The 25,045-nt window shown below is 72.8% G+C and carries 25 protein-coding genes and 2 tRNA genes; 13 read left to right on the forward strand and 14 right to left on the reverse strand.

What is annotated here, in order from left to right; all coding sequences use genetic code 11:
* Nucleotides 1-21 precede the first annotated feature (21 nt).
* The 6 genes from ehuB (at nucleotide 22) to AB0G32_RS07395 (ending at nucleotide 4,033) form a co-directional block, all read left to right on the forward strand.
* Nucleotides 22-915, forward strand: a complete 894-nt coding sequence (gene ehuB, locus AB0G32_RS07370; RefSeq protein ID WP_361159455.1) for an ectoine/hydroxyectoine ABC transporter substrate-binding protein EhuB — start codon at nucleotides 22-24, stop codon at nucleotides 913-915.
* On the forward strand, nucleotides 912-1,616 hold the full coding sequence (gene ehuC / locus AB0G32_RS07375; protein WP_361159457.1) for an ectoine/hydroxyectoine ABC transporter permease subunit EhuC: 705 nt from the start codon (nucleotides 912-914) through the stop codon (nucleotides 1,614-1,616). The genes ehuB and ehuC overlap by 4 nt, the downstream gene beginning before the upstream one ends.
* Complete coding sequence (gene ehuD / locus AB0G32_RS07380) at nucleotides 1,613-2,263, forward strand: ectoine/hydroxyectoine ABC transporter permease subunit EhuD (protein WP_361159460.1); 651 nt, start codon at nucleotides 1,613-1,615, stop codon at nucleotides 2,261-2,263. Before ehuC ends, ehuD begins: the two co-directional genes overlap by 4 nt.
* Nucleotides 2,253-3,038, forward strand: a complete 786-nt coding sequence (ehuA, locus tag AB0G32_RS07385) for an ectoine/hydroxyectoine ABC transporter ATP-binding protein EhuA (RefSeq protein WP_361159463.1) — start codon at nucleotides 2,253-2,255, stop codon at nucleotides 3,036-3,038. Before ehuD ends, ehuA begins: the two co-directional genes overlap by 11 nt.
* A 107-nt stretch (nucleotides 3,039-3,145) precedes the next feature.
* Nucleotides 3,146-3,904, forward strand: coding sequence for an IclR family transcriptional regulator C-terminal domain-containing protein (locus AB0G32_RS07390; protein ID WP_361159466.1), 759 nt, complete (start codon nucleotides 3,146-3,148; stop codon nucleotides 3,902-3,904).
* Between the two features lie 55 nt (nucleotides 3,905-3,959).
* Nucleotides 3,960-4,033 (forward strand) — tRNA-Lys (locus AB0G32_RS07395).
* A 59-nt stretch (nucleotides 4,034-4,092) separates the two neighbouring features.
* Here AB0G32_RS07395 and AB0G32_RS07400 read toward each other — a convergent pair.
* From AB0G32_RS07400 to AB0G32_RS07410, 3 genes are all read right to left on the reverse strand, one after another.
* Nucleotides 4,093-4,701, reverse strand: a complete 609-nt coding sequence (locus tag AB0G32_RS07400; RefSeq protein WP_361159469.1) for a lytic polysaccharide monooxygenase auxiliary activity family 9 protein — start codon at nucleotides 4,699-4,701, stop codon at nucleotides 4,093-4,095.
* A 75-nt stretch (nucleotides 4,702-4,776) separates the two neighbouring features.
* Entirely contained in the window at nucleotides 4,777-5,925 is a 1,149-nt protein-coding gene (locus AB0G32_RS07405; protein WP_361159472.1) for an SPFH domain-containing protein, read from the reverse strand.
* Between the two features lie 50 nt (nucleotides 5,926-5,975).
* The gene (locus tag AB0G32_RS07410; protein ID WP_361159474.1) at nucleotides 5,976-7,295 is read right to left on the reverse strand and encodes a peptidoglycan-binding protein; all 1,320 of its coding nucleotides are present in this window, start codon (nucleotides 7,293-7,295) and stop codon (nucleotides 5,976-5,978) included.
* A gap of 175 nt (nucleotides 7,296-7,470) precedes the next feature.
* On the opposite strand from AB0G32_RS07410, the gene AB0G32_RS07415 reads away from it, so the two are divergent.
* From AB0G32_RS07415 to AB0G32_RS07425, 3 genes are all read left to right on the forward strand, one after another.
* A tRNA-Lys gene (locus tag AB0G32_RS07415) sits at nucleotides 7,471-7,544 on the forward strand.
* A 383-nt stretch (nucleotides 7,545-7,927) separates the two neighbouring features.
* Nucleotides 7,928-9,919 carry a cellulose synthase catalytic subunit gene (locus AB0G32_RS07420; RefSeq protein ID WP_361159477.1) on the forward strand — a complete coding sequence of 664 codons (1,992 nt, stop codon included), beginning with the start codon at nucleotides 7,928-7,930 and terminating at the stop codon, nucleotides 9,917-9,919.
* Complete coding sequence (locus tag AB0G32_RS07425; protein WP_361159480.1) at nucleotides 9,916-11,853, forward strand: kelch motif-containing protein; 1,938 nt, start codon at nucleotides 9,916-9,918, stop codon at nucleotides 11,851-11,853. Before AB0G32_RS07420 ends, AB0G32_RS07425 begins: the two co-directional genes overlap by 4 nt.
* A 16-nt stretch (nucleotides 11,854-11,869) precedes the next feature.
* On the opposite strand, the gene AB0G32_RS07430 is transcribed toward AB0G32_RS07425, so the two are convergent.
* The 3 genes from AB0G32_RS07430 to AB0G32_RS07440 form a co-directional block, all read right to left on the reverse strand.
* Complete coding sequence (locus AB0G32_RS07430) at nucleotides 11,870-12,913, reverse strand: glycoside hydrolase family 6 protein (RefSeq protein WP_361159482.1); 1,044 nt, start codon at nucleotides 12,911-12,913, stop codon at nucleotides 11,870-11,872.
* 299 nt (nucleotides 12,914-13,212) lie between these two features.
* Nucleotides 13,213-13,893 (reverse strand): class F sortase, encoded by a 681-nt coding sequence (locus AB0G32_RS07435; RefSeq protein WP_361159484.1) that lies wholly within the window; start codon nucleotides 13,891-13,893, stop codon nucleotides 13,213-13,215.
* A gap of 6 nt (nucleotides 13,894-13,899) precedes the next feature.
* Nucleotides 13,900-14,484 (reverse strand): hypothetical protein, encoded by a 585-nt coding sequence (locus AB0G32_RS07440; protein ID WP_361159486.1) that lies wholly within the window; start codon nucleotides 14,482-14,484, stop codon nucleotides 13,900-13,902.
* 179 nt (nucleotides 14,485-14,663) lie between these two features.
* Here AB0G32_RS07440 and AB0G32_RS07445 point away from each other — a divergent pair, with 179 nt between their 5' ends.
* On the forward strand, nucleotides 14,664-15,443 hold the full coding sequence (locus tag AB0G32_RS07445) for an HAD-IIA family hydrolase (RefSeq protein ID WP_361159488.1): 780 nt from the start codon (nucleotides 14,664-14,666) through the stop codon (nucleotides 15,441-15,443).
* A 22-nt stretch (nucleotides 15,444-15,465) separates the two neighbouring features.
* Here the strand turns inward: AB0G32_RS07445 and AB0G32_RS07450 are convergent, their stop codons facing one another.
* The 6 genes from AB0G32_RS07450 to AB0G32_RS07475 all read right to left on the reverse strand — a co-directional run bounded on the left by AB0G32_RS07450 (nucleotide 15,466) and on the right by AB0G32_RS07475 (nucleotide 20,651).
* Nucleotides 15,466-15,630 carry a hypothetical protein gene (locus tag AB0G32_RS07450; protein WP_361159983.1) on the reverse strand — a complete coding sequence of 55 codons (165 nt, stop codon included), beginning with the start codon at nucleotides 15,628-15,630 and terminating at the stop codon, nucleotides 15,466-15,468.
* Complete coding sequence (locus tag AB0G32_RS07455; RefSeq protein WP_361159490.1) at nucleotides 15,630-16,331, reverse strand: HAD family hydrolase; 702 nt, start codon at nucleotides 16,329-16,331, stop codon at nucleotides 15,630-15,632. Before AB0G32_RS07455 ends, AB0G32_RS07450 begins: the two co-directional genes overlap by 1 nt.
* Nucleotides 16,328-17,452 carry a TIGR03364 family FAD-dependent oxidoreductase gene (locus AB0G32_RS07460; protein WP_361159492.1) on the reverse strand — a complete coding sequence of 375 codons (1,125 nt, stop codon included), beginning with the start codon at nucleotides 17,450-17,452 and terminating at the stop codon, nucleotides 16,328-16,330. Before AB0G32_RS07460 ends, AB0G32_RS07455 begins: the two co-directional genes overlap by 4 nt.
* A gap of 99 nt (nucleotides 17,453-17,551) precedes the next feature.
* Complete coding sequence (locus AB0G32_RS07465; protein ID WP_361159495.1) at nucleotides 17,552-18,319, reverse strand: GntR family transcriptional regulator; 768 nt, start codon at nucleotides 18,317-18,319, stop codon at nucleotides 17,552-17,554.
* Between the two features lie 41 nt (nucleotides 18,320-18,360).
* Nucleotides 18,361-19,101 carry a hypothetical protein gene (locus AB0G32_RS07470; protein ID WP_361159497.1) on the reverse strand — a complete coding sequence of 247 codons (741 nt, stop codon included), beginning with the start codon at nucleotides 19,099-19,101 and terminating at the stop codon, nucleotides 18,361-18,363.
* Nucleotides 19,102-19,511: 410 nt separating this feature from the next.
* Nucleotides 19,512-20,651 carry an ROK family protein gene (locus AB0G32_RS07475; protein WP_361159500.1) on the reverse strand — a complete coding sequence of 380 codons (1,140 nt, stop codon included), beginning with the start codon at nucleotides 20,649-20,651 and terminating at the stop codon, nucleotides 19,512-19,514.
* 55 nt (nucleotides 20,652-20,706) lie between these two features.
* On the opposite strand from AB0G32_RS07475, the gene AB0G32_RS07480 reads away from it, so the two are divergent.
* Genes AB0G32_RS07480 through AB0G32_RS07490 form a run of 3 tightly spaced genes read left to right on the forward strand, consistent with a single transcriptional unit; the run spans nucleotide 20,707 to nucleotide 23,184 of the window.
* A complete protein-coding gene (locus tag AB0G32_RS07480; protein ID WP_361159503.1) occupies nucleotides 20,707-21,777 on the forward strand; it encodes a Gfo/Idh/MocA family oxidoreductase in 1,071 nt (356 codons plus the stop codon).
* Nucleotides 21,774-22,250 (forward strand): heme-degrading domain-containing protein, encoded by a 477-nt coding sequence (locus tag AB0G32_RS07485; RefSeq protein WP_361159506.1) that lies wholly within the window; start codon nucleotides 21,774-21,776, stop codon nucleotides 22,248-22,250. Before AB0G32_RS07480 ends, AB0G32_RS07485 begins: the two co-directional genes overlap by 4 nt.
* A 55-nt stretch (nucleotides 22,251-22,305) precedes the next feature.
* Nucleotides 22,306-23,184, forward strand: coding sequence for an LLM class F420-dependent oxidoreductase (locus AB0G32_RS07490; protein ID WP_361159508.1), 879 nt, complete (start codon nucleotides 22,306-22,308; stop codon nucleotides 23,182-23,184).
* A gap of 120 nt (nucleotides 23,185-23,304) precedes the next feature.
* Here the strand turns inward: AB0G32_RS07490 and AB0G32_RS07495 are convergent, their stop codons facing one another.
* Together AB0G32_RS07495 and yidC are read right to left on the reverse strand one after the other, a co-directional pair.
* Nucleotides 23,305-24,162 carry a fumarylacetoacetate hydrolase family protein gene (locus AB0G32_RS07495; RefSeq protein WP_361159510.1) on the reverse strand — a complete coding sequence of 286 codons (858 nt, stop codon included), beginning with the start codon at nucleotides 24,160-24,162 and terminating at the stop codon, nucleotides 23,305-23,307.
* A 124-nt stretch (nucleotides 24,163-24,286) separates the two neighbouring features.
* Nucleotides 24,287-25,003, reverse strand: coding sequence for a membrane protein insertase YidC (gene yidC / locus AB0G32_RS07500; RefSeq protein ID WP_361159513.1), 717 nt, complete (start codon nucleotides 25,001-25,003; stop codon nucleotides 24,287-24,289).
* Nucleotides 25,004-25,045: the final 42 nt, after the last annotated feature.

Raw genomic sequence — 25,045 nt, forward strand, 5'->3', positions numbered from 1 at the left:
GCACGGGGACGATTCGACCGCATGCGCGGGATATCCGGGACCGCCGGGCCCAGTCGCCGAACGCTGCTCGCGGGGGTCGCGGCGCTCGGCGCGCTGGGCGCCGCCGGATGCTCGCGGGTGGCCACCGCCTCCGGCACCGAGGGCGGTGACCTCCTGGACCGGCTGCGGGCGCAGGGCGTGGCGCGGCTCGGTATCGCCGGTGAGATCCCGTTCGGGTACATCGACAAGAACGGGGAGCTGACCGGCGAGGCGCCGGAGTTGGCGAAGGTCATCTTCAAGCGGCTCGGCGTGGACCGGGTGCAGCCGGTGCCGACCGAGTTCGGCTCGCTCATCCCGGGGCTGGCGTCGCAGCAGTTCGACGTCGTCGCGGCCGGGATGTACATCAACCCCGAACGCTGCGAGCAGGTCATCTTCTCCGACCCCGACTACCAGATGCTCGACTCCTTCATCGTCCGCAAGGGCAATCCGCTGGGGATCGAGAACTACCAGGACGTCGTCGCGAAGAAGGCGAAGTTCGCCACCGGTACCGGCTACGCGGAGATCGCCTACGCGGTGGGGGCCGGTTACCAGGAGAGCGACATCCTGATCGTCCCCGACCAGGTGGCCGGTCTGAACGCCGTCGAGGCCGGACGGGTGGACGTGTTCGCGGGCACCGCGCTGACCACCCGCGAGGTGGTGAAGAAGTCCAGCAAGGCGGAGGTGACCGAGGCGTTCAAGCCGGTCGTCGACGGCGAACCGCACGTCGACGGCGGCGGGTTCGCCTTCCGGCCCACCGAGACCAGCCTCCGGGACGCCTTCAACGAGGAACTCCAGAAGCTGAAGGACAGCGGCGAACTGCTGCGCATCCTCAAGCCGTTCGGGTTCACCGAGGACGAGATGACGGATCTGACCGCGAAGGAGCTGTGCGGCGGATGACCTCGGGACTGTGGGAACTCGTACTCAAGGGCGTCTGGGTCACCATCCAGCTGCTCGTCTGCTCGGCGCTGCTGGCGACCGCCGTCGCCTTCGTGGCCGGCGTCGCGCGCACCCACCGGCTGTGGATCGTCCGCTTCCTGGCGGGCTTCTACACCGAGGTGTTCCGCGGGACTTCGGCCCTGGTGATGATCTTCTGGGTGTTCTTCGTGCTGCCCCCGGCGTTCGGCTGGCAGCTCGTCCCGCTGTGGGCGGGCACCCTGGCGCTCGGCCTGACCTACGGCGCGTACGGCGCGGAGATCGTGCGCGGCGGGCTGCTCGCCGTCGACCCGGCGCAGAAGGAGGGCGGCATCGCGCTCAGCTTCACGCCCTGGCAGCGGATGCGGCTGATCCTGCTGCCGCAGGCGGTGCCGGAGATGATCCCGCCGTTCTCCAACCTGCTGATCGAACTGCTCAAGGGCACCGCCCTGGTGTCGATCATGGGCATGGGCGACCTGGCGTTCAGCGGCAACCTGGTGCGGCTCGCGCTCCAGGAGAGCGCGGAGATCTACACGTACATCCTGCTCATCTACTTCGTGATCGCGTTCCTGCTCACCCGGGTGATGCGCGGGCTGGAGAAGAAGCTGAAGGCGGGGGTCGGCAAGGCGCCGGTCAGCAAGACGGTCATGCCCGAGCCGGTCGAGATCGAGGCGGGTGCGCGATGAACTGGGACTGGGACGCGGTGTCCGACTTCATGCCGCACTTCTGGGACGGTCTGCTGGTCACCCTGCAGATCCTGGTCATCGGCTCGGTGATCTCGTTCCTGCTGGGCCTGGTGTGGGCGCTGCTGATGCGGGTGCCGTCGCGCTGGGTGACCTGGCCGGTCGGGGTGGTCACGGAGTTCGTCCGCAACACCCCGCTGCTGGTGCAGCTGTTCTTCCTCTTCTACGTGCTGCCCGAGTGGGGGATCACCGCCTCCGCGATGACCACCGGTGTGATCGGCATCGGCCTGCACTACTCGACGTACACGATGCAGGTCTACCGGGCCGGCATCGAGGCGGTGCCGGTCGGCCAGTGGGAGGCCGCGACGGCGCTGAACCTGCCGCTGCGCCGCACCTGGACCGCGGTGATCCTGCCGCAGGCGGTGCGCCGGGTGGTGCCCGCGCTCGGCAACTACGTGATCTCCATGCTGAAGGACACGCCGATGCTGATGGCGATCACCGTGCTGGAGATGCTCGGTGAGGCCCGCCTGTTCTCCCAGGAGACCTTCCGGTTCACCGAACCCCTGACGGTGATCGGCCTCGCCTTCATCGTCATCTCCTATCTGGCCTCCCTTGCCCTGCGAGCCCTGGAGCGACGCCTTGCCCACTGACACCCTTCCCCAGCCCGAGAAGAGCCCCGAGAAGCCGGCCGGTGAGCTGATCCGCCTGGAGCAGGTCACCAAGCGGTTCGGCACCAACACCGTCCTCGACCACCTCGACTTCTCCGTCGACGCCGGCAAGCACGTCACGCTGATCGGCCCGTCCGGGTCGGGCAAGACGACGATCCTGCGGCTGCTGATGACGCTGCTCAAGCCCGACGAGGGCACCATCACGGTGGCCGGGCAGCAGCTCTTCCCGGCGCCCGACAAGCAGGTCCGCGAGGTCCGCAAGAAGATCGGGATGGTGTTCCAGCAGTTCAACCTGTTCCCGAACATGTCGGTGCTGCGCAACATCACCGAGGCGCCGGTCACCGTGCTCGGCATGTCCAAGGACGAGGCGGAGGTGCGGGCCCGGGAGCTCCTCGACCTGGTGGGGCTGGCCGACAAGTGCGACGCCCGGCCCACCCAGCTCTCCGGCGGCCAGCAGCAGCGCGTCGCGATCGCCCGCGCGCTGGCGATGCGGCCGCAGGTGCTGCTGCTCGACGAGGTGACCTCCGCGCTCGACCCGGAGCTGGTCGCCGGCGTGCTGGACGTGCTGCGGGACATCGCGCGCTCCACGGACATCACGATGCTCTGTGTGACCCACGAGATGAACTTCGCCCGGGACATCTCCGACCAGGTACTGATGTTCGACTCCGGCCATGTCATCGAGGCCGGCTCACCGGAGAAGATCTTCAACGAGCCGGAACACGACCGGACCCGGGAGTTCCTCAGCGCGGTGCTGTGACGCGACGGTGCCGGGCGGGCGGTGGATGTGGCCAACCACCGCCCGTTTCCGGCCGCCCGCCCCTATCGTGGAAGGAGCTTCGCCGGCGAGCGCAGGGGGAGACCACCGTGGCGCTGCAACCCGAGCCGACCGCGCCGCACCACCGCGTCCCGGACGCCCTGCGCGTACTGGAGACGGTGGCGCGGCGGACCACCGGCGTCACCGACACCGAGCTCGCCCGGCGCACCGGCCTCGGCCGGGAGCGACTGGCCCCGCTGCTGCGGATGCTGCGCCGCGAGGGATACGTCGAGCAGACCACCGACGGGACGTACCTGGCCGGGGCGGCCCTGGCCCGGCTGAGCTCGGCGCACGGCCGCGAGGCGGCGCTGCGCGAGAAACTCCAGCAGACCCTGGACCGGCTGCGCGACGCGGTCGGCGCGGCGGTCTATCTGAGCCGGTACGTCGACGGGGAGGTCAGCGTCACCCAGTACGCGGACGGCCCCGGCGCGCCCAAGGTCAACGAGTGGGTGGACTTCCGGCACTCGGCGCACGCCACGGCGATCGGCAAGAGCCTGCTGACCCAGCTGGACCACGCCGGCCGCCGTGACCATCTGGCCCGGCACCGGATGGCGCGGCTCACCTCGCGGACGATCACCAGTGACCGGGTGCTGCTGTCCCGGCTGGCGGCGCAGCCGGCGGCGGTGCCGGTGCTGGATCTCCAGGAGTACGCGGTGGGGACGGTGTGCGCGGCGGTGCCGATCACCGCGGGGTCGGCGGTGGGGTGCCTCGCGTTGTCGTTGCCGGTGGAGCGGGCGTACCGGCTGCGCCGGGCCGCGGAGGCGCTGAACCGGGGGGCGGCGCCGGTGCTGCTGTCCCTGGCCATCTAGGCAACCTGGCACTGGGCGCGAGCACCCCGCCGGACCAGGTACTATTTATCCGCACGCGCCGCTAGCTCAGTTGGTTAGAGCAGCTGACTCTTAATCAGCGGGTCCGGGGTTCGAGTCCCTGGCGGCGCACCGGACGGAAGGCCCCTCGCGAGAGCGAGGGGCCTTCCGCGTGCCCCGGACCGGACCGCTCAGAACGTGACGTCCGAGCACGCGTAGAACGCGTTGGCGGTGTCCGCGACCGTCCACACCGCGACGATCACATGGTGTCCGCTCAGCCCGGTCGGCAGCGCGCCGCTGTGCGAGAGCGTGGCCGGCGGCTGCTTGCCGCCGTAGGGGACCGTCAGGAACGGCGTGAGGTTGAGGTCGGACCGGGCCAGGTTGTGGTTCTGGTTCCAGCCCGCCTTGGTGATGTAGTAGGAGAAGTCGCTGGTGGAGTGCATCGCGGTGAACTGCCACCGGAAGGTGTAGTTCTGCCCGCCGGTGACCTTCGTGGTGGGCCAGGCGCCGCCGCCGGGCGTCTTCGGGGCGTCGAGCTGGGCGAACCGGGTGTTGTTCGCGGAACAGATCTGCCCGTCGGCCGCACCGGAGGACGGGAAGCCCTTGGGGCCCTCGACGCTCTGCGGCTCCCACTGGATCGAGCCGCAGTTGCTGACGGAGCCGTTCTGGCAGAGCTTCTGCCGGCTGACCGGCAGGTCGGTGTAGCCGTGGCCGCTGGCGGCGCCGCCGGAGGTGAGCACGAGGGCCCCGGTGGTCGCCAGGCCCACCAGCCCGGCACCGAGCTTGGTCTTCTTGCGCATGCTGCCGCTCCCTGGGGGACGTGGGGGAAGTTCAGTGAGCCGTGCAGGTCTAGACCAAGTCTCAGATTATTGCGGCTACTTGAACATGTCCATACCAATAGGGGAACCGGCTGCGGGAGCGGCGCAGAACGCCACCGTGAGGTCCTTCACCAGCGCCTTGCGCTCGTAGTCGTCGAGTTCGACCAGCCCCCGGGTGGTGAGCCGGGTCACCGTGTCCTCCACCGAGTCCACCACCGAGGTGAGCAGACTCGCCCGCTGCGCCGCGTCGAGCACGGCGATCCGGCGCCGGTGCATCGCGGCGGCCACCTCGGGCGCGTACTCCACCCGCACCGGCCGGACCGCGAACACCTCCAGGCCGATCGCCGCCGCGTCCGCCGCCACCAGCCGGGTCAGCGCCTCCCCCGCCGTGTCGGCCGAGGCCCGCGAGGTGCCCGGCGGCTCCACCGGCACCCGGGCCAGCGCCGCCTCCACGCACTCGCGCAGATACGTCTCGTGGTCCTCGACGCCGAGCACCGCCCGCGCGGTGTCCCGCACCCGCCACACCACCAGCGTCACCGCCCGCAGCGCCACCCCGTTGCCGTCGGCGGCCGGCATCGGCTCGCTGCGCCAGTGCCGCAGCCGGACATCGACCCGGCGGCGCAGCAGCAGCGGGTTGACCCACATCAGGCCGGTGCGCCGCACCGTCCCCCGGTAGCGGCCGAACAGGCCCAGCACCCAGGCCCGGCCGGTGCGGCCGCGGGCCAGCCCGCCGAAGCCGAACAGCCCGAGCGCCCCGGCGCCCGCGTACGCCGCCCACTGCCCGGGGCCGAGCCCCGCCCCGCCGCCCGCCGGCAGCCGCAGCGCGGTCAGGGCGAGCGGCGGCAGGACGCCCGCCCACCAGGAGGTGGCCGCGCAGCCGGCCGCGCCGCAGACGCCGGCCAGCACGCCCGCGGCGCCGGGCAGCACCCTGGCCGGGCGTTCGGTCAGCGCCGGGTCGACCTCGGGGACGGGACGCGGCTTGGACACCGGGCGCCGGATTCGGGGCTGCTCGCCGGTGCCGTGCCGGCGGCCGACGACCGCGGGGCGCAGCGGCACCGGCGCCGGTTCGGGATCGTCCCGGAAGAGCAGGTGGACCGGGATCTCGGTGGTGGCCTCGTTCTGGATGAGGCGCACCGGACGGGACAGCCCGTCCGGTGCGCCGCCCGGCTCGGGGGGTGGTGGGGTGGTGGTCGAGGTGGTACTCATGCGTGCTCCAGCCTCCGCGCCAGATGCGTCATGAACGTCGGGAAGGGATGTCAGGAGAAGAGCCGGCGCCAGGTCTCCGGGCCCGGGAAGCCGTCCGCCGCGCCGCCGCGCCAGCCCTGGGCTCGCTGGAACGCCTCGACGGCCCGGCGGTCCGCGACGCCCCAGCGCGGACCGGGACCGGCGGCGTAGAACCTGCCGTACCCCTTGGCCACCAGCTGTCTGCCCAGCCGGGTGACGTCGTCGCCGGACGCGCCCGGGCGGAACGCGGCCCGGCCCGGGTAGCCGGGCACGCCGGCCTGGACCGGCCCGGTGGCCGGGACGTCCTTGCCCGTGCCGGACACCAGCAGCCGCCAGGTGGCCGGGCCCGGCAGCCCGTCGGCGTCGGCGCCCCGCCAGCCCTGGGCCTGCTGGAACGCCCTGGTCGCCGCCCGGTCCGCCGCCGACCAGCGCGGCCCCGGGCCGGTGGCGTAGTAGCGGGCGGCGCCGCGCCGGGCCAGCAGGCGGCCGAGCCGGGTGACGGAGGCGTTGTGCGCGCCGGGGCCGAAGGCCGCCGTCCCCGGGTAGGCGGCCGGCTCGGCACCGGCGGCGGACGCCACCACGCCCTTGTAGCGGTAGGGCAGATAGCTGGCGGAGTTGTTCCAGTAGGCGTACGGCGTGGCCTTGCGGCGGGTGTGCGGGGGCGTCTGCTCGTAGGCGACGTACTCGGTGTGCGTCGAGTCCGTCCAGCCGCCGAAGATCACCACGTGGGAGCCCTTCTCGGGGTCGGCCGTGTTGTGGAACAGCAGGACGTCGCCGGGCTGGAGCTCGTCCTTGGTGACCCGGTCGGAGAACGTGCCGAGGCTGCCGGTCCACTCGTTGGCGGGCAGTCCCCAGGCCATCGAGACATAGCCCGAGCAGTCCTGCCGGTAGCCGTCGGACCAGTAGGCGCTCATGCTGTACGGCACCTTCGCGTCGACCCAGGTCTGGGCCCGCGCCATGATCTGTTCCCGGGTGGTCTCGGGCAGCGGGGCGCCGGCCGGCGGGACGGCGGGCGTCCCGCCGGGGCCGTGCAGCGGCGCCCGCTTGCCCTGGGGGGTGTCGGGGGTGTCAGGGGTGTCAGTGCGGTCGGGGGTGCTGGTGCCGTCGGGCGCCTCGGTGCGGTCGGCGGCGGGACCGCCGGGGTGCTGCGGGGCGTGGGCGGCGGCCGGGAGGGCGGTCGCCGCGCCGGTGGCGAGGGCGGCGGAGGCGGTGGCCGCCACGACCAGGGCCCGCCGGGCGGCCGGATGGGCGGGGGTGGCGGTGGCGTGCGGCAGCACCCGGCGCCAGTGCCGGCAGCCTGGGCAGTCGCAGTCGTTCGCCGGGTCGATCTCCTCGAATACCGGCGTCTCCATGCGATTCCCCTCACACTCCGGCCGAAAATGTCCGCTTCGGTACACGTGCGTCAGTTTCGCAACGGTCAGCGGGACGCGCATGTTGACGGTCCGAATGATGTAGGGGGCCGCCCGGGCGGGTGGCCGGTGGTCCGGAGCACCGCGCCGGGTCGGGTAAAGTTGTCGTCGTCAGCAGGCGCCGCTAGCTCAGTTGGTTAGAGCAGCTGACTCTTAATCAGCGGGTCCGGGGTTCGAGTCCCTGGCGGCGCACCGACAGCCGAAGGCCCCTCGCGAGAGCGAGGGGCCTTCGGCGTTTCCGACCTCTCCGCCCGATCTCCACAGACACCGCAATTCGCGCGTATGACCGGTAAACACCTCGTTTCCCGTCTTGCGATCATGCGGACGGGCGTAGAACCCTGGTGGGTCCAGGGGGGCACGGAACCGGTTGGCGGTACTGCGGGACGAGGGGCCGCAGGAGCCGGATGCCGAGGGGGCGTCGTGCAACCGGAAGGACGCCGTTCCATGTCTATAGGGTGTGGATGGTGTGGTGACGGCGATCCACCACTGTTACGCCTGCGACGGTCCAGGGGAACACCGGCAGCGGGCGCTGTACGCGACGAAACACGCGTGACCTGCGTGTGGGGGGATGACTCATGACGTCGACGCCGCCGGGCGCCGGGCCTGACTTCGACCCGTCCGAGACCACCCAGCTCAGAGTGGTCCCGCATCGGATGTCCACCACCGGCACGTTCCGCCGGATAAGGAGAACGCTGCCGCGCTACGACTACGAGCACTACAGCCGGCTGGCCGGTCCGCTCACCCAGCCCGAGGACCCGGACCAGCCGTACCGGGTGCGCTACCGCTCGCTGCTGTCGCAGGAGCCGCACCGTATACGGGTGGCGCTGATGCTGGCCGCGGCGCCGCTGCTGTCGGTGGTGCTGCTGGTCTGGCTGCTCCAGCCCGAGCACTGGACCGAGCGGGACTATCCGGCGTTCGACTGGCTGCCCGCGCTCGACGTGGTCATGCTCGTCTCCATCGGCCTGATCGAGCTGTTCCGGTGTGCGAACGTTTTGTCGAACGCGCATGCCACGCTCGTCGCCCGCGATCCGGTGCCGGTGGTACCCGAAAGCGGAACCCGGGTCGCCTTCCTCACCTCCTTCGTGCCCGGCAAGGAACCGCTGGAGATGGTGACCAGGACGCTGGAGGCGGCCGTCAAGATACGCCACCGGGGCGTCATGCACGTCTGGCTGCTCGACGAGGGCGACGACCCCGAGGTGAAGGCGGTCTGCGCGCGCCTGGGCGTGCACCACTTCTCCCGCAAGGGCGTCGCCAAGTGGAACCAGCCCAAGGGCCCGCACCGCGCCAAGACCAAGCACGGCAACTACAACGCCTGGCTGGAGGCGCACGGCGACGACTACGACTACTTCGCCTCCGTCGACACCGACCACGTCCCGCTGCCCAACTACCTGGAGCGGATGCTCGGTTACTTCCGCGACCCGAACGTCGGCTTCGTCATCGGCCCGCAGGTCTACGGCAACTACGACAACCCGGTCACCAAGGCCGCCGAGTCGCAGCAGTTCCTCTTCCACGCCCTGATCCAGCGGGCCGGCAACCGCTACGGCTCCCCCATGTTCGTGGGCACCTCCAACGCGGTGCGGATCAAGGCGCTCAAGCAGATCGGCGGCCTGTACGACTCGATCACCGAGGACATGGCCACCGGGTTCGAGATCCACCGGCACCGCAATCCCGCGACGGGCCGCAAGTGGCGCTCGGTCTACACCCCCGACGTACTCGCGGTCGGCGAGGGCCCGAACGCCTGGACGGACTTCTTCACCCAGCAGATGCGCTGGTCGCGCGGCACCTACGAGACGATCCTCAAGCAGTACTGGAAGGGCTGGTACTCGCTGCCGCCGAGCAAGCTCTTCAACTACACCATGATGATCATCTTCTATCCGATGTCGGCCATGAACTGGATACTGGCCGCGCTGAGCTGCGCCCTGTTCCTCGGCCTCGGCGCCTCCGGCGTCAACATCGACCCGGCGGTCTGGCTGATGCTCTACGGCAACGCCTCCGCGCTCCAGATCGGCCTGTACGTCTGGAACCGCCGGCACAACATCTCGCCGCACGAGCCCGAGGGCTCCGGCGGTGTCGCGGGCATGATCATGTCGGCCCTGTCGGCACCGCTGTACGCGAAGGCGCTGATCGACTCGGTACTGCGCCGCAAGAGCAGGTTCGTGGTGACCCCGAAGGGCGACTCGGCCAGCCCGGACACCTGGTTCGGCACCTTCCGGTACCACTGGTACTTCATCGTCATCTTCGGCGGTTCGATCACCGCCGGGTTCATGTACGGGCACTCGCACCCCGCGATGATCATCTGGGCCACGTTCGCGCTGCTGATCACCGCGTCGCCGATGTTCGCGTGGCGGCACCAGTTGCGGCAGCTGCGGAAGACGGCGGGTCCGGCCGTCGAGGAGACGCCGGTCGTCGCTCAGGCACCGGTGCCCGCCCAGTACCCGGGACCGCACGCGCCGCAGCAGCGCCCCACCTGGGCCGCGTCCGGCGGGGCGGCCGCCGACGCGGTGGCGGACGACCAGACCATGCAGATCGCCCTGGGCGGACTCGGACTTGGGGGACGTGAGGAATGAAGCACCAGGCCGGCCGCCGTCGGGCCCGTCGACTCGCGATAGGCACGGTGGTGGTACTCGCGCTGGCCGGGATGAACGGGCCGTGGCTGTACCGCTTCGGTACCGAGAAATACCACCAGTACAAGATCAACCAGCCGGAGTACAAGGCCGCGAACGGCCGCTGGGAGATCGTCGACTTCCCGGACGAGTACCAGCAGAACACCATTCACGCGGCGCTGCTGCGCACCGGCAAGGTGCTGCTGGTCGCCGGGTCGGGGAACAACCAGGACAACTTCGACGCGAAGAAGTTCGACACCCGGATCTGGGACCCGGTCAAGGGCACCGTGAAGAAGGTGCCGACGCCGACCGACCTGTTCTGCACCGGGCACACCCAGCTCGCAGGCGGCAATCTGCTGATCGCGGGCGGGACGAAACGGTACGAGAAACTGCAAGGGGATGTCACCAAGGCCGGCGGGCTGATGGTGGTGCACAACGAGAACCCGGACAAGCCGATCACGCTGCCCGCCGGGACGAAGTTCACCGGCAAGGAGAACGGCAAGACCTTCGTCTCCAAGGACCCGGTGCTGGTGCCGCGCGCCGAGAAGGTCTTCGACGAGACGACCGGCGAGTTCCTGCGCAACGACCCGGGGCTGGGCCGGATCTATGTCGAGGCGCAGAAGAGCGGCGCGAAGTACGAGACCGGCACCCAGGACAACTACCAGGTGCGGGGGCTGTCCGGGACCGACGCGAAGAACACGTACGGCATCGCGGAGAAACTCGCCCTCGACAAGAAGGACTTCCAGGGCATCCGGGACGCGTACGAGTTCGACCCGGTGGCCGAGAAGTACATCAAGGTCGACCCGATGCACGAGGCCCGCTGGTACCCGACGCTCACCACGCTCAGCGACGGCAGCATCCTCAGCGTCTCCGGCCTCGACGACATCGGGCAGCTGGTGCCGGGCAAGAACGAGGTGTTCGACCCCGAGACCAGGACCTGGAGCTACACCGACAAGACCCGGCAGTTCCCGACGTACCCGGCGCTGTTCCTGACGCAGAACGGGAAGATCTTCTACTCGGGTTCGAACGCGGGGTACGGGCCCGACGACGTCGGGCGGGAACCCGGCCTGTGGGATGTGGAGACCAACGAGTTCGACAGGATTCCCGGGCTGAGCGACGCCGACCGGATGGAGACGTCCGGGACGGTGCTGCTGCCGCCGGCGCAGGACGAGAAGTACATGGTGATCGGTGGCGGCGGGGTCGGTGAGTCCAAGCTGTCGAGCGCGAAGACCCGGATCGTGGATCTGAAGGCCGACAGTCCGGCGTTCGTGGACGGGCCCTCGCTGGAGAAGGGGACGCGGTATCCGCAGGCGTCCGTGCTGCCCGACGACAGTGTGCTGGTGTCCGGGGGGTCGCAGGACTACCGGGGGCGCGGCGACTCCAACATCTTGCAGGCGCGGCTGTACGACACGGCGACCAATTCCTTCGACCGGGTCGCCGATCCGCTGGTGGGGCGGAACTACCACTCCGGGTCGATTCTGCTGCCCGACGGGCGGGTGATGTTCTTCGGGTCGGACTCGCTGTACGGGGACAAGGCGAATACGAAGCCGGGGAAGTTCGAGCAGCGGATCGAGATCTACACGCCGCCCTATCTGTACGGCGGTGAGCGGCCCGATCTCGCGGGTGGGCCGGGGGCCATCTCCCGGGGGGAGTCGGGGACGTTCACGTCGAAGGCGGCGTCCTCCATCGCGAAGGTGCGGCTGATTCGGCCCAGTGCGGCCACGCATGTCACTGACGTGGATCAGCGGTCCATCGCCCTCGACTACAAGGTGGCCGGGGACAAGGTGACGGTTACCGTTCCGAAGAACAAGAACCTTGTGCAGTCGGGGTGGTACATGCTGTTCGTGACCGACCGGGACGGGGTGCCGAGCAAGGCGCAGTGGGTGGAGGTTCCTTAGCGGGCGGGGGCGATCGCTAGGCGCCTTGCGCCAGTTCCAAGGCGTAGTCCTGCCACCACTCGCCCGCCTTCGGGCCGCCCTTGCATTCGCCGTCCGATTCGCCGGGCCGCTTGATCCACAGGTAGGCGTCGACCAGCGGGTCGGCCGTGCGGGTGGTCGGGGTCTCGCCGAGGGCCCGGCCCGGCGGGTTGCACCAGCGTTCCGTTTCGTCGCCCTCGGTGTAGGGGCCGTTGCCGTTGCGGCTGGTGTCGATGACGAAGTGCTTGCCGCCGACCTTGGCGGAGAGCTGCTTGCCGTAGGCGATGGAGTCGTCGGTGGCGTAGAAGTTGGAGACGTTGACCGCGAAGCCGTCGGCGCGGTCGACGCCCGCGCGGGTGAGGGGCTCGTGGATCTGGTCCGGGTCGCCCCAGCCGGCGTTGCCCGCGTCCAGGTAGACCTTGGTGTTCTTCAGCGCCTTCAGGGTGTCGACGGCGCCGCCCAGCAGGTCGTAGCGCTCCTCGTGGAACTCCTCGGGGGTGCAGCCGTCCACCAGGTGCAGGACCGCGTCCGGTTCGAGTATCACCGTGGCCAAGCGGTCGCCGATGCCCTTGGCGACCGCGTCGACGAAGCTGCGGTAGGCGTCGCCGTCGGCGGCGCCGCCCTGGGAGTACTGGCCGCAGTCGCGGTGCGGGATGTTGTAGAGGACGAGCAGCGCGGTGCGGCCGGCCTCGTCGGCGGCCTCGGTGAAGCCGCGGGCCTGTTCCTCGGGGTTCTCCGGGCTGATCCACTCGCCGACCGGCTGCTCGGCGATCTTCCGGATCCGGGCGGCCTCGCTGTCCTGGCCGGCCTGCTCCAGCTCGGCGAGCTGCCGGGCCGCGGTGGAGTCCGGGTTGACCCAGAACGGGTCGGCCTCCTTGGGCTGCTGGGTGATGCCGGCGCCGGCGTCCTTGCCCTGACCGCCGTCGTCCCCGTCGTTCCCGTCGTCGCCCGACGAACATCCGGCGACCAGCAGCGCCGCCCCCAGCAGCACCGCGGACGCGCGCGTCACGGCGAAAGTCCCGGCCCCCCTGCTGCCGTACATCCAACCCCCCCTTGGGTGCACTGTTCCCGCTTCGTTCCAGGGGTCAATCCTGGCATACGGCCGCCGCCCGCCCACGAGATCTCCGGGAAGCCGTGAGCGCGAAGCGGCGGGGCCGCCCCCTAGGCCGGAACGCCCGTACGTCCTAAGGTGGTTCGGACGGCGCCGGCCCCCGGCTCGTCATCCACCAGACCTCCCGCGCGCCCGACGGGTTACTCCCGCAATCCGTCCGCGCGCGGTCGAGGACCGGCTCGGCCGGCGGCATCGGGGGAGTGGGCCGTCGGCCGGGCAGGGCCTGGGTCTCAGGTACCGGAGCGCGTGCCGGTGAGGTAGGCCGAGACGATCACATTGGCCGTGTAGGTGTTGCTGACCCGGTCGAAGGTGCCGCCGCAGGTGATCAGGCGGAGTTCGGCGCGTCCGGAGCGGTGCTGGCCGTATGCCTGGCGGGCGTCGAAGCGCTCGCGGGTGAGGACCTGGACGTCGTCCACGGTGAACTCGGCGACCTCGGCGACCTCCGTGGTGCCGCGCAGGACGCGGATCGTGTCGCCGGGCTCGATGGTGGAGAGCTGGTAGAAGACGGCCGGGCGGGTCGCGGTGTCGACGTGGCCGACCAGCAGGGCGGTGCCCGCGGCGCCGGGGGTGGCACCGGACGTCCACCAGCCGACCGTGCCGGGGCGGCTGAAGGGCGGCGGCTGAAGGGCGCCCTTGGTGTCGAGGCCGCGGCCGATCACCGGGGCGTGCACGCCGAGCCGGGGTATGTCCAGGCGCCGGGGCGGGGGGTCGCCGCCGAGCGGCTGGTGCGCGGGCGGGAGGGAGCGGTACGGGGGTCGGCCGGCCGCCGCCATGTCGCCGGTGGCCGGCCCGGATATGCCGTCGGTGGCCTCGCGGCCCCACAGCCACAGCCCGAGGAGCAGCACCGTCCAGGCGATGCCGGTCACCAGGCGGCCGGGGGCGGCGGGGCGCTCGCGGTCGCTCTCGGACATGGCCGGTCAGTCCGTTCCGCGGCCCCGGCGGGCGCTGCGCAGCGCGACGGCCACGGCGGCGACGCCGGCGAGGACCAGACCGATGACCGCGTGGGCGGTGCCGGGCCCGTCGGGGCGGGCCTCGCCCTGCGGGTCGTTGGCGGTGCCGGCGTCCGTGGCGGCCAGCCGGGCGGCGCCGCCGCCGCCCGCGTCGACGGGGGCGACCGGAGAGGCGTGGGCGGTGGCCGGGACGCGGCCCTCGGACCGGTCGCCGGGGTCGCCGACGGTGAGCCGGCCCTCGCGCTGCTGGGCGCCGCAGCGGACCTTGACGACGTAGGCGCCGGCGGTGACCGAGGTGCGGACCCGGCCGGCGCCGACGAGCGCGCCGTCGCTGCTGGCCAGGGAGAGCCGTACGTCGGACTCGAAGGCCGTCGAGACGGCCACCGCGCTCTTCTCGGCGCAGTCGGGCGCGCGGAGGGTGACGTCGGTGCCGGGGGCGGGGGCCGCCGGGGTGACCAGGACCCCGTCGGTGTCCGCCGCGTACGCCGTCGCCGGGGTGAGCGCCGCGAGCAGCGCGGTCCCGGCACAGAGAGTGGCTTTCAGTGAGCCCATCGTGTACCTCCAGTCACCTTGGAGACTCCCCCGCCGGCCGGGCCGCCGCATCCGGTGCGGGGGCCCGGCTGCTCCGAACGGGCGACGCGGGCCGCCGACGGGTTTGGTGCTTAGCATGGTCGTCCACAGGCCCATCCCCAGGTCGCCGCACGGCCGCCGCACGGCAGGAGTCCGCCCGCATGACAGAGCGCAAGCCCATCGAATCGTGGCTCACCGACATGGATGGGGTGCTGATGCATGAGGGCGTGCCGGTGCCCGGCGCCGATGCCTTCATCAAGAAGCTGAGGGACTCCGGGCGGCCGTTCCTGGTCCTCACCAACAACTCGATCTACACGGCCCGGGACCTGCACGCCCGGCTGAACCGGATCGGCCTGGAGGTGCCGGTCGAGAACATCTGGACCTCGGCGCTGGCCACGGCGAAGTTCCTGGACACCCAGCACCCCGGCGGCACCGCCTACGTCATCGGCGAGGCCGGGCTGACCACCGCGCTGCACGAGGCGGGGTACGTCATGACGGACACCGACCCCGACTTCGTGGTCCTCGGCGAGACCCGGACGTACTCCTTCGAGGCGCTGACCAAGGCGATCCGGCTGATCAACAACGGGGCCCGGTTCATCGCGACCAACCCCGACAACACCGGGCCGTCCCCGCAGGGCGCGCTGCCCGCGACGGGTTCGGTGGCCGCGCTGATCACCAAGGCGACCGGGAAGGACCCGTACTTCGTCGGCAAGCCGAACCCGCTGATGATGCGCACCGGGCTGAACGTGATCGGCGCGCACTCCGAGTCCAGCGCCATGATCGGGGACCGGATGGACACCGACGTACTGGCCGGTCTGGAGGCCGGGATGGAGACGTTCCTGGTGCTGACGGGGCTGACGACGACGGCCGACATCCACCAGTACCCGTACCGGCCGACGAAGGTCGTCGACTCGATCGCGGATCTGGTGGACCTGGTCTGAGCCTCCTGGCCGTCGCGGGGGCTCAGCTGCCCGGCGCCGACTTCCAAGTGCGGGAACATGGCGTACCTGGACCACCATGCCGATCCCCCAGCACCCTGACCTCGCCGGGCGCGACGGTGAGGTCGAGGGCGTCCAGGACCACGTTGCCGTCGTAGGCGACGGTCACGCCGTCGAAGCGGATGCCCATCAGCCGGCCCCCCGCAGCAGGGCGGGCAGTTCGGCCACCGAGTCGAGGACGTGGCCGGCGCCCGCCGCCCGGAACGCGTCGTCGCGGTGCGCGCCGGTGCGCACGCCGGCCACCAGGCCGGCCCCGGCGCGGACGCCGCTGAGCACGTCGTAGGAGGTGTCCCCGACGACGGCGACCTCGGCCATGGCGTCGGCGGCCCGCGTGCGCAGGAACGCCTCCAGGACCAGGTCGGGGTACGGCCGTCCGCGGCCGCCCGCGTCGGCCGGGCACAGGGTGAGCGGCACCAGGTCGCGCCAGCCGAGGGCGTCCAGGACGGCGTCCTGGGTGACGCGGGCGAAGCCGGTGGTCAGGACGGTGGTCCGGCCGTCGGCGGCGAGTTCCCCGATGGCCTCGCGGGCGCCGGGGACCGGTGCGATCAGCCCCTCGTCGACCAGGTCGCCGTACGCCTGCTCGAAGGCGGCGTTGGCGCGCTGGGCGCGCTCCTCGGTGTCGAACAGGTGCCGGAAGACGGAGATCTTGGACTCGCCCATGGTGGCGCGGACGTAGTCGAGTTTCGCGGCGTGGTCGGCGGTGCCGGGTTCGACGCCGAGGGCGCGGGCGGCGGTGTCGAAGGCGCGCTCGACCAGGCCGCCGTCGGCGACCGTGGTGCCGGCCATGTCGAGGACGACGAGACGGATGTTGTCGGAGGACACAGGTGTCACCAGCCCAGTTCGTTCGCGGTGGTCTCGGCTATCGCGGGCGAGCAGGTCATGCCGCGCCCGCCGGGCCCGGTGACCAGCCAGACGCCGTCGCGCACCCGCTGCCGGTGCACGACCCGGCGGGGGTCGACGCACTGCGCGTACACGCCGGCCCAGCGGCGCCGGATCGCCGGCAGCGGGCGGCCGAGGAGGGACTCGACGACGCCGGCGAGGTGCTCGTAGGGGTCTTCGAGGGTGTCGAAGGCGAAGGGGTGCTCGTACTCGTGGGTGTCGCCGATGGTCAGTCCGCCGTCGGCGCGCTGCACCATCAGCAGTTGCATCCGGTGCTCGGCGGCGGTGGCCGGCTGCGGCTGGGCGGCGTTCAGCTCGTCCAGGGCGGGCGAGGCGTACGCCGGGTAGTAGCGGAAGGAGTCGGCGTCGGCGACCGAGGTGGTGAGCGGTTCGCCGAGCGGCGCGGTCTGCATCATCTGGAGGCGGACCCGGCGCACCGGCAGGCCGGGACCGGCCAGTTCGCGGACGAGGCCGCCGAGCCAGGCGCCGGTGCACAGGACGACGGCGTCGCCGGTGTGGGTGTCGCCGTGGTCGTCGCGGACGGCGTTGTCGCCGACGACGTCGCGGACCTCGCGGCCGGGCAGGAAGGTGTAGCGGGGGGATGTGCGGAGTTCCGCGCGCAGGGCGAGCTGGGCGGTGCGGGGTTCGACGGCCGCGTCCCGCGCGCAGTGCAGGGCGGCGTCGAACGCGCCGCGCAGGGCCGGGTTGACCGCCCGCGCCTCGGCGGGGGTGAGCAGCCGGTAGCCGCGGGCGGCGGCGTCCGGGCGGGCCGCGGCGGCTTCGGCGACGGCGAGTTCGAGCGCGCCGCGGACCGGGGTCAGGGAGCCGTTGGCGCGGAAGCCCAGCGCCGGCACCCGGGCGCCGAGCTCCGCCCACAGCTCGCGGGCGCGCAGCGCGGTGGCCAGTTCCTCGCCGGCCGCCCGGCCGCTCGCCCAGATCTGGCCGAAGTTGCGCAACGAGGCGCCGCGAGCCTCCGCCTCGCGCTCGATCTGTACGACCTCATGGCCGCGGTTGACTGCGTGCCAGGCGTGCATGGTGCCCACCACGCCGGCTCCGACGACTATCACTCTCACGTCGGTCACGCTCCTCGCCATCGGGGAACCGGAGGAATCCGGCTGACAACGAGAGCGTGAACCGGCCATCACGTTTGGGCTAGACCCGTTATCTACTCGTTACCGATGTGAGTGGTGACCGAGGTGGGTGGTGAAGGAGAACCGGTCGCCCCGGTAGAGGGTCCGCACCCGCTCCAGCGGGCCGCCGTCGGTGTCGCGCGAGACGCGGTGGATGAGGAGCATCGGCAGCGCGGGCGGGGTGCCGATGAGCAGTGCCTCGCGCGGGGTGGCGAGCACCGTCTCGATCCGTTCGTCGGCGCTGCCGAAGCCGATGCCGTGCCGGTCGAGGTAGGCGTAGAAGGAGGAGTCGGGGTCGAAGTCGCGGTCCAGGTCGGGGACCCGGGCCAGCGCGACGTAGGTGCTCTCCAGGCCGACCCGCTCGTCGTCGGCGAGCAGCACCCGCTCCAGGTGCCAGACGGGTTCGCCGCGGGTCAGGCCGGTCTCGGCGGCCAGCGCCCCGGGGCAGGGGAAGCGGTCCAGGGTGACGAGGGAGCGGCCGGGGGTACGGCCCTGGCGGCGCACCCCCTCGGTGTAGCTGGCCAGCGACAGCGGCTGGGCCAGCTTGGGGCCGGCCACCACCGTGCCGCGGCCCTGCCGGCGCAGCTTGCCCTCCAGCAGCAGTTCGCGCAGGGCCTGCCGGACGGTCTCGCGGGCGACCTCGTAGCGCTCGGCGAGGTCGCGTTCGGTCGGGATCGGGGCGCCCTCCCCGAGGTCGTCCACCAGCCGGTCTATGCGGGCCTTGACGGCGTAGTACTTCGGTACGCGGCCGTGCTCCGGGATGCCGGAGCGGACGGGGGCGCCGGGGGCCTGGTCGTTCGGGTAGTCCACGCGGAGGATCGTCGCAGACCCGGGCGCGGGGCGGTGACCGGTCAGCGGTGCCGGCGGGCCAGCAGGACGGCGGCGGTGCCGGCGGCGACCAGCAGCGCGCCGAGCGCCAGCGCGGTCCAGGTCCGGGCCCGTCCGGTGCCGGCGAGTTCGTGGGCGGGCGGGGACGGGGCGGCGGAGCCGGCGGTGGCGGTGGCGGTGGCGGTGACCGACGGGACGTTGTCGGCCGTGACGCGGAACCGGTAGTCCTGCGACTGCCCGATCCACTCCCCGTCGCCGGCCCGGCGCTGGACGACGGCGGCGGCCGCGGTGACCTCGTCCGGCCCGGTGTCCGGGGTGAAGGCGAGCCGCAGTTCGACGCGCACCGTCCGCCCGGCCTCCACGGTGAACCCGGGGAAGCCATCGAGGACCGCGACCAGTTCGTCGGCGTCGGTCCGCTCGAAGCGGACCGGACGCGGCCGGCCGTCGCCGTCCCGGAACTCCAGGCGGGCCTGCGCGGGCCGCAGTGCGTGCCGTGCGTCGGTGAGGACGACGACGGGGTGGATGCCGGAGCAGCCGCGGTCGGTGGTGTTGGTGAGGTCCAGGTACCAGGTGCCGGGGCCGCCGCCGGCCGCGTAGGCGGCGGGGCCGCCGTGCACCCGGGTGGTCAGCGGGAAGGTGTGGTCGTCGGGGGCGGTGCAGGCGGGGAGCGGGGCGGGCGCCTGGGCCGAGGCGGCGGGCGCCGGTCCGGTGAGGAGGGCGGCCGCCGCCACCGGGCAGGCCATCACGGAAGCACACAGTCGCATGACCACATGAGCGGGCCGGGCACGCGCGGGCGGGCGGTGCCACTCCGGCGCTCCCTCCGGACGGACGTACCCCGCACCGCCGACCGGCGCAACCACCGGCTGTCAGACGTCCCCCCTGCCGAACAGCGGCACCAACCACCGGCCGTCAGACGTCCCCCCTACCGAACAGCGGCGCCAGGACGAGCTGCGCGGCGCCCTCCGCGATGGCGCGCGCCCCGCCGGGGGCCACCCGTACCGGTACGGCGCCCGCTCGTCCGCCCGCCCGCCGGGGGGGGGCACCCGTACCGGGGGGCACCCGTACCGGTACGGCGCGCCCGCCCCGCCGGACGCCACCGCGGACGGACGCACCCCCACACCGCCGCCCCCACACCACCGACCCCCACACCACCGACCCACGCAACCACCGGCCGTCACGCATCCCCCCTGCCGAACAGCGGCGCGAGAACGAGCTGCGCGGCGCCCTCCGCGATGGCGCGCGCCCCGCCGGGGGCCACCCGTACCGGTACGGCGCCCGCGCGTCCGCCCGCCCGCCGGGCCCGGGCGTCCAGTACGGCGCCGACCCCGCCGACGAACTCGTCCGGCGCGCCGGTGACGGTACGGCCGCCGAGCAGTACCAGGTCGATGTCGAGCAGCCCGGCCAGGTTGGCGGCGCCGGTGCCCAGTACCCGGGCCGCCTCGGCCAGGTCGCCGCGGGCCACGGCGGCCAGACAGAGCGCCTCCACGCAGCCGCGGGCGCCGCACGGGCAGGGCGGCCCGTCGAGCTGGATCACCTGGTGCCCGAACTCCCCCGCCCCGGTCCGCGCCCCCCGGTGCACGCTCCCGTCGAACACCAGCCCCGCGCCGAGCCCGGTGCCCAGATGCAGGTATGCGAAGGAGCCGGGCTCGCCGCCGACCGCGAGGCCGAGCGCCGCCGCGTTGGTGTCCTTGTCCACGACGACCGGCACGCCGAGCCGCCGGGCCAGCGCGTCGCGCAGCGGGAAGCCGTCCCAGGCGGGGAATCCGGTGACCCGGTGCAGCACGCCCCGGGTGTGGTCCAGGGGGCCGGGGAGGGCGACGCCGGCGCCGCGCAGGGTGGGCGGGGCCGGGGTCCGCAGCACGTCCGTGACCAGGTCCGTCACCGCGCGGGACACGTCCGTCAGCACCGCCGCGGCGCCCGCGCCCAGGTCGAGCGGGGCCCGCCGCTCCCCCGTCACGGTGCCGGCCAGGTCGACCAGGACGGCCCGCAGCTCGTCCCGGTCCAGGTGCACGCCGACCGCGTGGCCGGCCTCCGGCCGCAGCCTGAGCACCGTACGCGGCTTGCCGCCGGTGGACGCCCGCCGGCCGGCCTCGGCGGCCAGGCCGGCCGCCCGCAGCCGAGCGGTGATCTTACTGACCGCCTGCGGGGTGAGGCCGGTCCGCTCGGCCAGCTCCAGCCGGCTGATGCCCGCCGCCCCGGCCGCCCGCAGCCGGTCCAGGACCAGGGCGGTGCCGCCGCCGCGCGGGGCCCGCGGGCCGAGGTCGGGTCCGGGGCCGGGTCCGGGTCCGGTGTCGGGTCCGTTCGCGCTGTTCACGCCGCCATTCTCCCCCCTGCTTGCACTTTGGCAACACGGTTGCCAAAGTGGACGCATGACTGGTACTCCTCCCCTCCGCGTCGGCCTCGTCGGCTACGGCCTCGCGGGTTCCGTCTTCCACGCCCCGCTGATCGCCGCCACCGGGGGACTCGTCCTGGACACGGTGGCCACGTCCAGCCCGGAGCGGCAGCGGCAGGCCCGCGCCGAGTTCCCCGACGTGCGGATCGCCGGTTCCCCGGGCGAGCTGCTGGCCCGCGCCGCCGAACTGGACCTGGTCGTCCTCGCCTCCCCCAACAAGACGCACGTCCCGCTGGCGACCAAGGCGCTCCGGGCGGGGCTGCCGGTCGTGGTGGACAAGCCGCTGGCCGGTACGGCGGCCGAGGCGCGCGAGCTGGCCGCGCTGGCCGAGGAGCGCGGCCTGCTGCTCTCCGTCTTCCAGAACCGCCGCTGGGACAACGACTTCCTGACCCTTCGCAAGCTGCTCGCCGACGGCGCCCTGGGCGACGTATGGCGCTTCGAGTCCCGGTTCGAACGCTGGCGGCCGCAGCCCAAGGGCGGCTGGCGGGAGTCCGGCGACCCGGCAGAGATCGGAGGTCTGCTGTACGACCTCGGCAGCCACGTCGTCGACCAGGCGCTGGTCCTGTTCGGCCCGGTCACCCACGTCTACGCCGAGTCGCTGGTGCGGCGCGCGGGCGCGGCGGCCGACGACGACACGTTCCTGGCGCTCACCCACGCGAACGGGGTCCGCTCCCACCTGTACGTCTCCGCCACCGCCGCCCAGCTCGGCCCCCGCTTCCGGGTGCTCGGGTCGCAGGCCGGGTACGTCAAGTACGGCCTGGACCCGCAGGAGGCGGCGCTGCGCGAGGGCAAGCGGCCGGGCCGCGGCTGGGGCGAGGAGGACGAGTCGCTGTGGGGCCGGGTCGGGGCCGGGGAGTCCCCGCGGACCGGCGGCGGCCGCGTCGAGCCGACGCTGCCCGGCGACTATCCCGCCTACTACGCGGCGGTGGCCGAGGCCCTGCTGCGCGGCGGCCCGAACCCGGTGGCCGCCCGGGAGGCGGCGGAGGCCCTGGACGTACTGGAGGCGGCCCGCCGGTCGGCCCGCGACGGAGCGGTGGTGGCGCTGTGACAACGCCCGAACTGACCCCGTCAGTAGCTGAGTTGGAGGCGCAGGAGCGGCGGCTGGTCTTCCGTTCCTTCACCCATGAGGACGCGTGGGCGCTGGGTTCGCTGCTGGTGGAGCTGGCCCGCGAGCGGCAGGCCCCGGTCGCCGTCGACATCCACCGGTGCGGCCAGCAGCTCTTCCACGCGGCCCTGCCCGGCGCCACGCCCGACAACGACGCCTGGATCGCCCGCAAGCGCCGGGTGGTGGAGCGGTACGGCTCGGCCTCGTACCTGGTCGGCGCGCGGTTCCGGGCCAAGGGCACGACGTTCGAGGAGTCCTCCCGGCTGGACCCGGACCGCTACGCGGCGCACGGCGGTTCCTTCCCGGTCACGGTGGCGGGGGTCGGCGTGGTCGGCGCGGTGACCGTCTCCGGGCTGCCGCAGTTGGCGGACCACCGACTGGTGGTGGAGGCGCTGGAGCGGTTCCTCGGGGAATGATCCGGGGACCCGTCGGGTTGGTGATCACCACGCCCACCGGAGGGATCGGAGCCCCATGAACGACAGCACGGCAGCCCTGAAGCAGTCCGTCGGACGGTACGGCGTCTGGAGTCCGGCCCTGCGCGCCGAGGACCCCGCGGGGCGCGGCGCGCGGGCCGAGGCCGCCGCGGAGCTGGAGGAGCTGGGCTTCGGCGCCCTGTGGCTGGGCGGCAACAGCTTCGCCGACCACGCCGCCCCGCTGATCGAGGCGACCTCGCGGATCGTCGTCGGCACCAGCATCCAGAGCGTCTGGGAGCACGAGGCGGCCGCGGCCGCCGCCCGGTTCGCCGAGTTGGAGGTGGCCCACCCGGGCCGTTTCCTGCTCGGCCTGGGCGTCAGCCACGGCCCGATGGTGAAGGGGTATACGCGGCCGTACTCGGCGATGGTCGGCTACCTCGACGCGCTGGACCGGGCCGGGGCGCCGGCCCACCGCCGGGTGCTGGCGGCGCTCGGTCCGAAGATGCTGGAGCTGTCCCGGGACCGGGCGGCGGGCGCGATCCCGTACCTGGTCACCCCCGAGCACACCGCGCGGGCCCGGGAACTCCTCGGCGCCGGTCCGCTGCTGGCCCCGGAGTTCAAGGTGGTCCTGGACGCCGACCCGGCCCGGGCCCGCGCGACCGCCCGCGGCTACCTCGCCATGTATCTGCGGCTGCCCAACTACACCCAGAACTTCCTGCGGCTCGGCTTCACCGACGCCGATGTCGCGGACGGCGGCAGCGACAAGCTGATCGACGCGGTGTTCGCCTGGGGCGACGAGGACACGATCCGGCGCCGCGTCACGGAGTTCCACGCGGCGGGCGCCGACCATGTCGCCCTCCAGCTGGTGGAGGACGCCGGCCCGGACGCCCCGCTGCCCACTGCGGGCTGGCGCCGCCTGGCCGCCGTACTGGCGTAAGGAAGGCGCCCCGAAAGGGGCGCGGCGCTGTGACATGTGCGGCTCCGCCGCGGGGGCGCGACCAGCCACGACCGGGCCCGCAGCCGACAACGCACCGCAGTTCCCCTCCCGGCGGCAGCCCTACGCGTCCTTCAGCTGCTGCCGCTGCCGCCCCAGTCCGTCGATCTCCAGCTCGACCACGTCCCCGGCCCGCAGATACGGCTTGGGCTCGGGGCGCCCCATCGCCACCCCCGCCGGGGTGCCGGTGTTGATGATGTCACCGGGATACAGCGTCATGAAGTGGCTGAGGTACCGCACGACCTCCGCCACCGGGAAGATCTGCTCGGCGGTCGTCCCGTCCTGCTTCAGCTCCCCGTTGACCCACAGCCGCAGCCGCAGGTCCTGCGGGTCGGGCACCTCGTCCGTCGTCACCAGCCAGGGTCCCAGCGGGTTGAACGTCTCGCAGTTCTTGCCCTTGTCCCAGGTCCCGCCGCGCTCGATCTGGAACTCCCGCTCGGACACGTCGTGCGCGACCGCGTATCCCGCGACGCAGGCCAGCGCCTCCTGGCCGGACTCCAGGTAGCGGGCGGTGCGCCCGATCACCACCGCCAGCTCCACCTCCCAGTCGGTCTTGCCGGACCCGCGCGGCACGAGCACGGTGTCGTGCGGCCCGACCACCGTGTCCGCCGCCTTGAGGAAGACGACGGGTTCGGCGGGCGGCTCGGCCCCGGTCTCGCGGGCGTGGTCGTGGTAGTTGAGCCCGATGCACACGACCTTGCCGATCCGGCCCAGCGGCGGCCCGATACGCAGCCCCGTCCCGTCCAGTACCGGCAGTTCGCCGGTGTCGGCGGCGGCCCGTACCCGGGCCAGCGCCGCCGGGTCGGCGAGCAGCGTCCCGTCGACGTCCGGCACCACGCCCGACAGGTCGCGCAGGGTGCCGTCGGCGTCGAGCAGCGCGGGCCGCTCCGCCCCGGCCGTACCGACTCGCAGCAGCTTCATGTTCTCTCTCCCTCGGTCGCGGGCCGCCCGCCGATGAGCGGCCCGGGTGCGGCGGGCCTTGATCCATCGGAGGACTGGTCGATCCTCCAAGGTCAGCTCCGGCTCCGCAAGACCCCTCGACGGCTCAGCGGTACAGGACGGCGCGTTCGACGGCGCTCCAGGCGGTGCTGGTGGCGACGTAGAGCGCGGCGGCGAGCGGCACGACGGCCACCGTGATCAGGGTGCCGAAGGACATGAACGGCAGCACCTTGGTGAGCGCCGCCGGACCGGCCTGCAACTCGGGTGCCTGCTCGGCCGTCGCCCGCCTGCTCTGCCGGTAGCCGAACGCGGCCACGGCGGCGACGAGCGCGAACAGTCCGGCGTAGACCAGCCCGGCACCGCCGGCCGGTCCGCCGGCCGCGAGCGCGTCGCTCCAGTTCCCGCCGAGCGGGGCGGCGAACAGGTGGCGGCCGAGCAGGGTGTTGGGCTCGCCGCCGATGGAGGTGCTGGAGAAGAGGTGGTAGAGGAGAAAGAAGGCGGGCAGTTGGCAGAGGCTGGGCAGGCAGCCCGACAGCGGGGACACCTGCTGCTCGGCGTGCAGTTCGAGCACGGCCCGCTGGAGCCGCTCGGGGTCGCGGGCGTGCTCGCGGCGCAGTTCGGCGATCCTCGGCCGCAGCGCGGTGCGCGCCCGCCGGCCGCGGGCGGCGGCCCGGGACAGCGGATGGACCAGGAGCCGTACCAGCGCGGTGAACAGCACGACGGCGGCGGCCGCGGCACCGGCGCCGAACAGCGGCCGGAGCAGGTCGGCGAGGCCGTCGACCAAGGTGGCGAGGCCGTCGACCAGGGTGGCGAAAACGGACATGGCGGGGAGCCCTCCGGGGGTCTCGACGTACCGGGTGAACCG

The organism is Streptomyces sp. NPDC023723, assembly GCF_040639815.1.
Classification (GTDB): domain Bacteria; phylum Actinomycetota; class Actinomycetes; order Streptomycetales; family Streptomycetaceae; genus Streptomyces.